Source organism: Propioniciclava sp. LT294, assembly GCF_059516005.1.
The window spans coordinates 261,226-272,545 of record NZ_JCAKNG010000003.1; the positions used below are offsets into that span (position 1 = coordinate 261,226).

Sequence of the window (11,320 nt, forward strand, 5' to 3'; positions counted from 1 at the left end):
GTCACCACCCCTTGACCACACCGGTGGGCAGCCGGTTGGCTAGTGCTCCATGAGCCCTACGCCGAACCCGCACTTCCTTGATTCCGACTGGTGGCGCCACGCGGTGGTGTACCAGGTGTACCCGCGCTCGTTCGCGGACGCCGACAACGACGGCACCGGCGACGTGCGCGGCATCACCGAGAAGCTCCCCTACCTGGCCGACCTCGGCGTCGACGCCGTGTGGGTGAGCCCGTGGTACCCGTCGCCGCTGCTGGACGGCGGGTACGACGTGGCCGACTACTGCGACATCAACCCCGACTTCGGCACCCTCGCCGACGCCGACGAGTTCATCGCGCGCGCCCACGAGCACGGCATCCGGGTGCTGATCGACCTGGTGCCGAACCACTCCAGCTGGGAGCACCCGTGGTTCAAGGAGGCACTGGCCGCCGCCCCGGGCTCGCCGGAACGCGAGCGGTACATCTTCCGTGACGGCCGCGGTGCCGGTGGCGAACTCCCCCCGAACAACTGGGCGTCCATCTTCGGCGGTCGGGCGTGGACCCGCACCACCAACCCGGACGGCACCCCGGGCCAGTGGTACCTCCACCTGTTCGACGTCTCGCAGCCGGACTGGAACTGGGCCAACCCCGAGGTCGCGGCGATGTTCGACGAGGTCCTGCGGTTCTGGTTCGACCGCGGCATCGACGGCTTCCGCATCGACGTGGCGGACTCGATGGCCAAGGATCCCGCCCTGCCCGACCACATCATCAACCCCCACACCGGGATGGGCAGCAACCTCAAGGAGGTCGGCGCCCCGCACTGGGACCACACCGACCTCGGTACCATCCACCGCCGCTGGCGCGCCATCGCCGACACCTACGCCGACACCGACCTGGGCGCGCGCATCTTCGTCGCCGAGGCGTACCTCGACCCGATCGAACGGCTCGTGGAGTACGTCCGCCAGGATCGCCTGCACACCACGTTCAACTTCGACGCCCTCCTCTCGGAGTGGTCCGCGGACTCCCAGCGCGCGGTGATCGCGAAGACCATCCCGGCACACGAGTCGGTCGGGGCACCCGCGACGTGGGTGCTCGGCAACCACGACAACGTCCGGGTGGCGACCCGCTACGGCAAGCCCGTCACGGGCGTCAACTACGCCGTGGAGCACCGCCTCGAGCCGGCCGGGGATCCGATCGAACTCGGTGCCAAGCTGCACGCGATGCCGACCGACCTGGAACTGGGACGGCGCCGCGCCCGGGCGGCGGCCCTCCTGGAACTGGGCCTGCCGGGTTCGGCCTACATCTACCAGGGGGAGGAACTCGGCCTCGAGGAGGTCGAGGACCTCCCCGAGGCCCTGCTGCAGGACCCGACCTGGGAGCGCTCAGGACACAAGGTCCGTGGCCGGGACGGTTGCCGCGTCCCGCTGCCGTGGTCCGGCGGGGTCGCCCCGTTCGGCTTCGGCGTGGACGCCTCGCCGTGGCTCCCCCAGCCCTCATCGTGGGGTGAGTTGACGGCCGAGAAGCAGGACGGCGACCCGGGATCGATGCTGACCCTCTACCGGACGGCGTTGCGGCTGCGACACGAGCGCGCCGACTTCCGCAGCGAGGCCTCCGCTCCCCACGAGGCGGACGGCGGAGACGTGCTCGCGTTCACGCGCGGGAACTCGACGGTCGTGGTCGTCAACTTCGGTGACGACCCGGTGGACCTGCCGGCCGGCGAGGTGCTGCTGAGCTCGGTCGACCTGGTCGACGGCCGGCTCCCGTCCGACGCCACGGCCTGGCTGGCGGTCTGACCGCCGGCGCTCAACCGGCAGTCCGGCGCCGCCGGGGCCGTCTGGACCGCTGCCGTGGGGGCCGCTGAGGGCGCGGGGGCCTGAGGGGGTCCTCGACACTCAGACTTGCCACACCTGCGTCGGCGGTGGGCGCCGACACTCAGACTTGTCACTCCTAGCCCCGTGCCGCCACGGGGGCAGGAGTGGCAAGTCTGAGTGTCGGCGCGCCGGGAGCCTCACCAAGGGGCCACACCAGGGAGCCTCACCAAGGGGCCAAGGGCCAGGAAACCTGTCCACCGTCCCCCTGTACGCGCCATCCGGATCCGTCTAGCGTCGTGGGCAACCCCACCAAGGAGAAGCCATGGCCCACGGTGACATCACGCACATCGACATCCCGGTCGCCGACCTCGAGAAGGCGTCCGCGTTCTACAGCGACCTGTTCGGCTGGCACATCGCCGAGGTCCCGGGCTTCGAGGGCTACCCCATGTGGCAGGCCCCGAACAAGATCAGCGGCGGCGGACTCGCCCACCGGAGCGAGGGCTTCACGCAGCCGCGCTCCTATGTCGAGGTGGACTCGATCGACGACGTCCTGGCCAAGGTCGAGGTCAACGGCGGCACCGTCACGATGCCGAAGACGAGCATCGATCCCACCAGTTGGTACGCCGCGTTCAACGATCCGGACGGCAACGCCATCGGACTGTTCGAGGGCCAGACCGGCGGCGACCTCGCCGAGGACTGACCCCGGGCAGCGGGCCGCGGCAGCGCTCGCCAGGGGCGCTTCTCAGGCCGGCACCTCGTGGACCTGCTCCCCCAACGGCACCAGGTCGACGTCGGACTGGGCCACCTCACGCACGAGCGGCAGGGCGGCTCCGGGGTCGTCGACGGACAGGGTGAGCAGGACGGACGCGCCACCCCAGTCGGCGTCCACGACGTCCACGCCGCGGTTCATGAGGGCTCCTTGGACGCGTCCCGCCTCGGCGGCGTCCACCTCGAGCCCGACGAGCCGGCGGACGACCGGCCGCACCCGCGGCGTCCCGGACACGGCGGCGGTGACCGAGTCGGAGTAGGCCCGGACGAGGCCGCCGGTGCCGAGCAGGACGCCGCCGAAGTACCGCGTGACCACGGCGACCACGTTGGACAAGCCCGATCCGCGGAGCACCTCGAGCATCGGCATGCCCGCGGTGCCTGCCGGCTCGCCGTCGTCGGAGGACCGCTCGATCGGCTGGGCGTCCGGCACGTGGATGATGAAGGCGGTGCAGTGGTGCCGCGCGTCCGGGTACGTCGTGCGCACGGATGCGATGACGGCGCGGGCGGCGTCCTCGCTGTCGACGCGCGCGAGGCGCGTGATGAACCGGGACCGCCTGATCTCGAGCTCCGACTCGGCCGAGTAGCCGCGCGGGAGCAAGAGGGTCACAGAAGCCATCCTTCCACGCGGCCCGTGCGAGGATGGCATGCGATGAACGCGATCGCTCCTCCAAGTCCCACCGTCCACGCCGAGGCGCTGGCGCTGTCCGACGCCCAGGCCAAGCCGAAGGGCGCCCTCGGCCGCCTCGAGGAACTGGCCGCCTGGGTGGCCGCCTGCCAAGGTGAGTGCCCGCCGCGTCCCCTGAGGGATGTCCGCGTGGTCATCTTCGCGGGCGACCACGCCGTGGCGGACGCCGGCGTTTCGGCCTACCCGGTCGAGGTGACGCCCGCGATGGTGCACGGGATCCTCGCCGGGAAGGCCGGTGTGAACGCCCTGGCCCGCTCGGCCGGGGTGAAGGTCGAGGTGTACGACCTGGGCGTCCGGTCACTGCGCGGCGTGCCCGACGAGGTGGCCCGCTTCCGCATCGGGCCGGCCCGGGCGATCCACCGCGAGGACGCGCTGACCGCGGAGGAACTGGGCGCCGCCCTGCTGGCCGGCGACACGATCGCCGCCGAGGCGATCGCCGAGGGGGCCCAACTGCTCATCGCCGGCGATCTGGGCATCGGCAACACCACACCCGCCGCGGCACTGGTGGCGGCGTCCCTGGACCTGCGCGGCGCCGATGTGGCCGGCCGCGGCACCGGCCTCGACGACGCCGGCCTGGCCCGGAAGATCGAGGTCATCGATGAGGCCCTGGACCGCATCGGAGACCGAGCGGTCGACCCCCGCCAGCGCCTGGCCGCTCTCGGCTCGGCGGACATCGCCGCGGCCGCGGGCTTCATCGGCGGCGCGGTTCGCCGAGGCGTCCCGGTCGTGGTGGACGGCTTGATCGCGAGCGCCGAGGCGCTGCTCGCCGATGAGGTGTTCCCGGGCGCACGGCACTGGATGGTCGCCGGGCACCGCTCGACCGAGCCCGCCTGCGAACTCGCCCAGACCCACCTGGGGCTGTCGCCGATCCTCGACCTGGGCATGCGGCTGGGCGAGGGCTCGGGAGCCGTGCTGGCGGTGGGCGTCCTGCACGCAGCCGTGGCGGCCCTGCGCGAGGTCGCGTCGCTGTCGGACCTCTGATGCGCATCCTGCTCGAGGGGCTGCGGCTGGCCTGGGGGACGCTGACCGCGATCCCGGGGCCACCGCCGAAGAACGTCAACGCTGCCGTGGCCGGCGTGGCCATGTCGATCGGGTGGCTCGTGGTCCTGCCGGTGACGCTGGCATGCGCGGCGCTCGGGTGGGGTCTTGCCCTGCTGGAGGTACCGGCGGCTGCTGCGGGGCTGGTGGTGGTCGCCTCGCTCGCTGTGGCCACCAGGGCGATCCACGCCGACGGGCTCGCCGACACGGCGGACGGGCTGGGTTCGGGGCGTCCGCGCGAGGCGGCCCTGGAGATCATGCGGCGCGGGGACGTCGGCCCGATGGGCGTGCTCGCGGTGGTGTTGGTCTATGGACTGCAGGGGGTGCTGATCGGTGACCTGTTGATCCGGCCGGGGGGCTGGGTGCTGGCCGGGCTGGCCCTCGCGGTCGGACGCCTCGCCCTCACCCACGCTTGTTCCCGGGCGGTGCCGGCCGCGCGCACCGACGGGCTGGGGACGGGGGTGGCCCGGTCGGTGCCGCGTTGGCTCGGGGCCCTCCTGACCGTGGCGCTGTTCCTCGTGGGGATGCTGGTCACGGACGGACTGGCCGGTTGGCTCGGACCCGGCGTGGACCGCAACGCCTGGGCGTGGGGCCTGGTCGCCGGCACCTTCCTCTCGGGCAGCGTGCTGGCCCTGGCCGTCCGGAAACTGGGTGGTATCACCGGGGACGTCCTGGGCGCGATGGTCGAGTTGATGGCCTTGGGGATCCTGCTGGGTCTCGCCATCCGCTGAGCGCCGAGGGCTCCCCTGTTCCCTGCCGAGGGCTCGCTTTGGACCTACCGAGGGCTCGCTTTGGACCTACCCTCGGCATGCTCGAAGACGACATCGCGGGTTTCAGCCGCACCAAGAGCGCGTTGCACTTCACCCCGAACCAGCCCCTGCCGGACCACCGCGTCCGCCTCGTGATCCGCACCCGCCTGGCGGGAGTTGGGGTGACCGACAGGCCCTCGGCAGCTTTCCAACAGGCCCTCGGCGGCTCTCCGGCAGCCCCTCGGCGCTACAGGTGCAGCGCTCGGCCCGCGACCACCAGGACCACGTCGTCGACCACCCTGCCCAAGGCCTGGTTCGCCCGGCCGAGCAGGTCGGAGAAGAGCCGCCCGGAGGGGTGTTCCGGCACGACACCCCAGCCGACCTCGTTGGTGACCAGCACGATCGGTCCGGGGTGGCCCCCCACGGCGGCCGCGAGCTCGGCCGTCCGGCGCTCCATCAGCAGGGAGGCCTCGGGACGCGGGGTGTCCCAACCCACGGCGTCCAATTGGCGGGTCAGCCAGGTGCCGATGCAGTCGACCAGCACGGGCCCCGAGGTCACGCGGATCGCCTCGGCGACATCGACGGTCTCGACCGTCACCCAACTCGGTTGCCTGACGAGGCGGTGCCGGGCGACGCGGGCGGCCCACTCGGGGTCGAGGGCCGGATCAGCGGGATAACCGGGCGTCACATAGGTCACGCCGTCGAGGACGCGCAACAGCCCCTCCGCATACCCGGACTTACCAGAACGCACGCCGCCCGTGACCAAGACTCGACTCACGGAAGGCACCCTAGCCCCCTCCGGACGCCCACTAGGTTGGGGAGGGTGACCCCGACCCCTCGCTTCACCTTCGTCCGGCACGGTCAGTGCGTGGCCAACGCGCAGGGCCGCGTGGTGGGCCACCTCGACAGCCCCCTCACCCCGCTCGGACACACCCAGTCCGAGGGGGCCGCCGTCCTCCTGGCCGCACGCAAGGGCCTCACCGCCGTCATCGCCTCAGACCTGCAGCGCACCCTCGCGACCGCGCGCATCATCGCCGGCGTCCTGAACCTGCCCCTGTGGTCCGAGCCCGGGCTGCGCGAGCAGAGCTTCGGGTCGATGGAGGGCCAGTTGTTCTCGGAGTTGACCGCATCCAGCCCGGGCTCGGCCCACATCAACGAGGTGCGCTGGGGCAACGGAGAGTCGGTTGCGGACGTCCACACCCGCCTGCTGGAGACCTTCGCCCGGATCGAGGCGGCCCATCCCGGCCCGGTCGTCCTGGTGACGCACGGGCATGTGATCCAGATCGGGATGTCCCTGCTGCAGGGGCGCGGTGCACGCGACATCGAATGGTTCGACCTGCCCAACGGAGGAATCGTCAACGGGCCCGTACTGGCCGACTGACGTCAGTCGCGGCCGGCCCCCGCCACAGGACGCTCCTCGAAGGAGCGCACGAACACCGGCAGGTCCGGCGTGGAGGCCCCCTCGTCGTACCGGTAACCCGCCTCGTCGAAGCGTGCCAGGGCCCCGGCCGTGCGGACGCGGTTGCGCACCATCCAGCCCGCCATCTCCCCGCGGGCGCGCTTGGCGTAGAAGGACACCACCTTGCGGACGCCGCGGGCGTCGGTGTCCTCGAAGCGCGGCGAGATGATGCGCGCCCCGAGCACGTCCGGACGGACGGACCTGACGTACTCGTCCGAGGCCAGGTTGACCACGACAGCGGCGCCCGGCGACTCCGCCAGGTCGCGCCTGAGCACCTCGGAGATGCGGTCCCCCCACCACGCGTACAGGGTGGGGCCGCGCTCGGTCCTCAGCCTGGTGCCCATCTCGAGCCGGTACGGCTGGATCAGGTCGAGCGGACGCAGGACGCCGTACAGCCCCGAGAGGATCCGCACGGTCTTCTGCGCCTCGGTGAAGTCCCGCTCGTCGAACCGCTCGGACGCCGCCATGCCCTGGTAGACGTCCCCGTCGAACGCCAGCACGGCCTGCTTCGCGTTCTTCGCCGTGAACGGCACTGAGAACTCGGCGTACCGCAGGGCGTTCAGCGCGGCGAGTTCGTCCGAGATGTGCATGAGGGAGGCCAGGTCGGCCACCGACCGTGTGCGGAGCACGGCGATGAGTTGTTGCGACTCCTCGAGCAGCCGCGGCTCGGTGTGCTTGCGCGTGGCGGGCTTGGTCTCGTAGTCCAGCGACTTCGCCGGGGACAGCAGCGTGATCACGCCCCGAGGGTAGCCGGTCTCGCGGCGGCTGCCATGCCGTTCACCCGAGGTAGCGCCCTCTGGACCACATCTGGTTCGGATGTGCGCCATTCGTTTCGCATCTCACCTTGTCAGAAAGGTTCCGCGCGGCAGGAGTCGGGGGCCATGTGGTCCAGATGGCGCTACGCCCAGGCACCCGGCTCAATCCGCGTCGCGCGGCCAGGCGTTGGGGGTGCAGCTGGCCAGCTCGATGCCCTGCTGCATCATGACCGGAGCGGGCCCGCCCGTCTTCGGGCAGCCCACGTGCCCCAGGCCGAGGAAGTGTCCGACCTCATGGTTGACCGCGTAGGAGCGGTAGGCGCCGAGGTCGTCGTACGTGGGGGTCATGTACTTCCAGCGGTCCGCGTTCAGCACCACCCTGTCCCCCACGTGGCAGTTCCACTTCGACGCCACGTCGGCCGGCTTGCACAGGTCATTGGCGGTCTCCGGCGACGTGACGTAGATGGTCAGCTTCGCCGCAGCGGTATCGCTCACGAGGCGGAACGTGCGCTTGCCGTATCCCACCCAGCCCCGTTCGTCGTCCAAGGTGGCCTGCACCTCGCGGGCGACCTCGTCGGCGTCGAGTCCCGTGGTGTCCTCCACCTGCACGCTGTAGGGGATCACATCGGGGGCAGTGACCGCCGGCTCGAGCGCGATGGTGTTCGACAGGTACACCCCGGACGCCTTGGTGTCGGAGATCCACACCTGCTGACGCGCGATCTGGGGGATCGTGGGCGTCTGCGAGCCCGCGGAGGGCAGCGGCGCGTACGCCTCGGGCGGGCGCTGGCTCATCCAGCCCCACAGCATGCCGAGCACCGCGAGGATCACCACGAACGCCAGCCACCAGACCCGCGACGCCCGTGGGCCCGCCTGGGCGGCCCCGCCGGGGCGTCTGGTCTCGGTCACCCCTTCACCCTAGGCGACGGCACCGGCGTTTCCCCGGCGCCTCACGTGACCGCACCCGAGGCCAGGCCCGCTCGCCCGTACCGCTGGACGGTTTCGAACCTCCGGCACCATTTATTCGTATATTGTCCGTACTAACTTGGTTGACGTCACAGCCCCAAACCCGTGCCAGACTTGGGGCGACGAGAGGAGGGGGCGTGTGGCCAAGCAGCCGCTGAAGCGTCCCGCCGCGCCGCCTTCGCCGGGCAGCCCCTTGGGCGGCCGGGTCGCCCAGGCGGAGATGCGCGCCGCGAACATGGGCCTGCTGCTGCGCCACCTGCGCGGCCACGGGGGCCGCTCACGTGCCCAGCTCGCCAGCGAGACGGGGCTCTCGAAGGCCACCACGTCCAGCCTGATCGCCGACCTCGCCGCCCGCGGCCTGGTGCGGGAGGGCGAGCTCGTCCGGGGCGGGTCGGTCGGGCGCCCCGGCCAGACCGTCACCCTCGATGGCGCGAACGTCACCGGTATCGGGCTCGAGCTCAGCGTCGACTACGCCGCCCTGACCGCCGTCACGCTGGCCGGCACCGTCGTGCGCGAGTCCGTCACGCCGCTGGACGTGGCCAACCTCGACCTCGAGGTCGTCCTCGACCGCGCGGCCACCCACCTCACCCGGGCCGTCGACTCGCTGCGCGCCGCAGGCACCCATGTCGTCGGCATCACCGTCGCCGCGCCCGGGATCATCGACTACGAGACCGGGACCCTGCGCTTCGCACCCAACCTCGGCTGGCGCGCCGTGCCACTGGTGACCGAGCTCGCCCGACGCCTCGGGCCGGACACCCCGCCGATCCGCCTGGAGAACGACGCGAAGCTCGCCGCCCTGGCCGAGTTCGACCGCGTGGCCGCCCACGGCATCCTCGACCTGCTCTACCTGTCGGGCGAGGTCGGCGTCGGCGCCGGCATCGTCGCGGACGGGCGCCTCGTCCGTGGCTACTCGGGCTTCTCCGGGGAGGTGGGCCACCTGCCGCTGGACCCGACCCTGACGCCGTGCAGCTGCGGGCGCCGGGGCTGCTGGGAGACGATCGTCGGCCTGTCCGCCTTCCTGCGACTGGCCGCCGACCCGGGCGACAGCCTGCACAACCCCAAGCGCGCCCTTGAGGACCGCCTGCTCACCCTGGCCGACCGCGCACGCGCCGGCGACGAGCGGACGCTGGCGGCCCTGGCGACCATCACCGAGCGCCTGGCGCTGGGAGTGGGCATCCTCGTCGACGTGCTCAACCCCAGGATGATCGTGCTGGGCGGTTACTACGCCTTCTTCGGCGAGTTCATCCTGCCCCCGGTGCAGGCCGCCCTGGCCCAGCGCCGGCTCGACGAGGGCAGCTCGGTCGTGCTCATCACGTCGGAGTTGGGTCTCATCTCCACCGCGAGGGGCGGGGCCCTGCTCGCCCTCGAGGACGTCTTCACCGACCCGACGGTGGCGAGTGGAGGGGTTTGACCCCACACGGCGAACGGCCAATATTTCGTGCATTGTCCGAACTTACGGTAGGTCCGTCCGATCCCACCGCCGGGGCGTCCAGTCCCTCCGGCTGCGCGCAACCGCCACCTTCGACTCGCGGGCGGCGGAGTCGTTCGGGCACCTCCGGAACGTCCAGCCCGAGGCCTCCCGACACACGCGCACAGTTGGCGCGACGCCGACCGGACCGACGGCAGGCCCGCACCCAGCCCGACCCGGGACCGATCCGTTCGCTTTGTGAACAAACCGCAACCTTCTCCGACGTCGGACGTCTCGACAGGAACGCATTTCCCTCGTAGAGTCTTTCGTCAAGAGTCTGAACTAATGCGACCGGATCGCAGGACACCCAGTCTCAACGACGAGAAAGGCACCACACATGGCACGACTCACCCAGGGCCTCCTGGCGCTCGGGGCGGCTGCCGCCCTCACGCTGACGGCCTGCTCCACCGGCGGCACCTCAGCCCCGGCACCCGGCGGTTCGACGTCCGCAGCCCAGGCGCCGGCGGGCCAGCTCCCCGCGACCACCATCAAGATCCTCGCGCCCTCCTACGCCGACTCCTCGAAGGCGGACTGGGAGGCGGTCATCGCCGAGTTCAACAAGAAGCAGCCCAACGTGAAGGTCGACCTCACCATCGAGGCGTGGGACGACTTCAGCGCGAAGGTGCAGGCGCGCATCCAGGCCAAGGACTACCCCGACATCCTCAACGACAACGCCTTCGCGGGTGCCGCCGACGCCGGCCTGCTCTACCCGATCGAAGAGGTCCTGAGCCCGGAGACCATCGCCGCCATTGAGCCGGCGCTGCTGAAGAACGGCCTGGGCACCGACGGCAAGCAGTGGGCCGCCCCCGACATCGCGACCTCGCGCATGCTCGCCTACAACACCGACCTCTTCGCCCGTGCCGGCGTCTCCGGCGCGCCGAAGACGTGGGCCGAGCTGGCCGACGCCGCCAAGAAGGTCAGCGACCTCGGCGCCGACATCTACGGCTACGGCATGCCGCTGGGCCAGGAGGAGGCGCAGGTCGAGTCCTCGCTGTGGCTCTGGGGCGCCGGCGGTGACTGGAGCCAGGGCGACAAGCTCGTCGCGAACACGCCGCAGGCCACCGAGGCCTTCGCCGAGATGAAGAAGCTCATCGACGCCGGCGTCACCCAGCCCGACCCGGGCGCGACCAACCGTGCGCAGGCCGGCGCCCTGTTCCAGAACGGCAAGCTCGGCATGCTCCTCGTCCACTCGGGCCTGGCCAAGGACGCCCGTGAGGCCGGCATCAAGTATGAGCTCGCGCCGATCCCGTCGAAGGCCGGCACCCCCGTCGCCCTCGGTGTGACCGACTTCATCCTCGCGTTCGACAACGGCGACGCGAACCGCAAGGAGGCCACCAAGCAGCTCCTCGACATCCTCTACAGCGACGCGCAGTACGAGGGTTGGTACAAGGGCACGCAGCTCCTGCCCGTGACCAAGTCGCAGATCGAGGCCGGCAGCAAGTCCGACACCGCGAACGGCAAGTTCTACGAGGCGCTGTCCTACGTGAAGTTCCTGCCCGTCGGCAACCCGTCGTGGGACGCCCTCCAGAAGGCCCTCCAGGGCACTGCGGGCACCGTGGCGAACGACACCCCCGAGTCGGTCCTGGGCAAGATCCAGGCTCAGCTCGACGCCCAGGGCTGATCGACACCACGATCGGGGGTGCCTCCCG

11 protein-coding genes are annotated in these 11,320 nt (G+C 71.3%); 7 read left to right on the forward strand and 4 right to left on the reverse strand.

What is annotated here, in order from left to right; genetic code table 11:
* Positions 1–49 precede the first annotated feature (49 nt).
* Positions 50–1,768 carry a glycoside hydrolase family 13 protein gene (locus tag AC5YDA_RS06095; RefSeq protein ID WP_496190162.1) on the forward strand — a complete coding sequence of 573 codons (1,719 nt, stop codon included), beginning with the start codon at positions 50–52 and terminating at the stop codon, positions 1,766–1,768.
* 340 nt (positions 1,769–2,108) lie between these two features.
* Positions 2,109–2,486: a VOC family protein gene (locus AC5YDA_RS06100; RefSeq protein WP_496190163.1), complete on the forward strand. Its 378-nt coding sequence runs from the start codon at positions 2,109–2,111 to the stop codon at positions 2,484–2,486.
* Between the two features lie 42 nt (positions 2,487–2,528).
* Here the strand turns inward: AC5YDA_RS06100 and AC5YDA_RS06105 are convergent, their stop codons facing one another.
* Entirely contained in the window at positions 2,529–3,161 is a 633-nt protein-coding gene (locus AC5YDA_RS06105; RefSeq protein ID WP_496190164.1) for an IMPACT family protein, read from the reverse strand.
* 42 nt (positions 3,162–3,203) lie between these two features.
* Here AC5YDA_RS06105 and cobT point away from each other — a divergent pair, with 42 nt between their 5' ends.
* A complete protein-coding gene (gene cobT / locus AC5YDA_RS06110; protein ID WP_496190165.1) occupies positions 3,204–4,220 on the forward strand; it encodes a nicotinate-nucleotide--dimethylbenzimidazole phosphoribosyltransferase in 1,017 nt (338 codons plus the stop codon).
* Complete coding sequence (locus AC5YDA_RS06115) at positions 4,220–5,008, forward strand: adenosylcobinamide-GDP ribazoletransferase (RefSeq protein WP_496190166.1); 789 nt, start codon at positions 4,220–4,222, stop codon at positions 5,006–5,008. Before cobT ends, AC5YDA_RS06115 begins: the two co-directional genes overlap by 1 nt.
* A gap of 265 nt (positions 5,009–5,273) precedes the next feature.
* Here AC5YDA_RS06115 and AC5YDA_RS06120 read toward each other — a convergent pair whose 3' ends face one another.
* On the reverse strand, positions 5,274–5,804 hold the full coding sequence (locus AC5YDA_RS06120; protein WP_496190167.1) for a bifunctional adenosylcobinamide kinase/adenosylcobinamide-phosphate guanylyltransferase: 531 nt from the start codon (positions 5,802–5,804) through the stop codon (positions 5,274–5,276).
* 45 nt (positions 5,805–5,849) lie between these two features.
* Between AC5YDA_RS06120 and AC5YDA_RS06125 the strand changes: the two genes are divergently transcribed.
* Positions 5,850–6,407, forward strand: a complete 558-nt coding sequence (locus AC5YDA_RS06125; protein WP_496190168.1) for a histidine phosphatase family protein — start codon at positions 5,850–5,852, stop codon at positions 6,405–6,407.
* A 2-nt stretch (positions 6,408–6,409) separates the two neighbouring features.
* Here AC5YDA_RS06125 and yaaA read toward each other — a convergent pair whose 3' ends face one another.
* Both yaaA and AC5YDA_RS06135 read right to left on the reverse strand, forming a co-directional pair.
* Positions 6,410–7,222 (reverse strand): peroxide stress protein YaaA, encoded by an 813-nt coding sequence (gene yaaA, locus AC5YDA_RS06130; protein WP_496190169.1) that lies wholly within the window; start codon positions 7,220–7,222, stop codon positions 6,410–6,412.
* Positions 7,223–7,402: 180 nt separating this feature from the next.
* Entirely contained in the window at positions 7,403–8,146 is a 744-nt protein-coding gene (locus AC5YDA_RS06135; RefSeq protein WP_496190170.1) for a DUF3152 domain-containing protein, read from the reverse strand.
* 196 nt (positions 8,147–8,342) lie between these two features.
* On the opposite strand from AC5YDA_RS06135, the gene AC5YDA_RS06140 reads away from it, so the two are divergent.
* Together AC5YDA_RS06140 and AC5YDA_RS06145 are read left to right on the forward strand one after the other, a co-directional pair.
* A complete protein-coding gene (locus tag AC5YDA_RS06140) occupies positions 8,343–9,614 on the forward strand; it encodes an ROK family transcriptional regulator (protein WP_496190171.1) in 1,272 nt (423 codons plus the stop codon).
* A 394-nt stretch (positions 9,615–10,008) separates the two neighbouring features.
* Positions 10,009–11,292 carry an extracellular solute-binding protein gene (locus AC5YDA_RS06145; protein WP_496190172.1) on the forward strand — a complete coding sequence of 428 codons (1,284 nt, stop codon included), beginning with the start codon at positions 10,009–10,011 and terminating at the stop codon, positions 11,290–11,292.
* Positions 11,293–11,320: the final 28 nt, after the last annotated feature.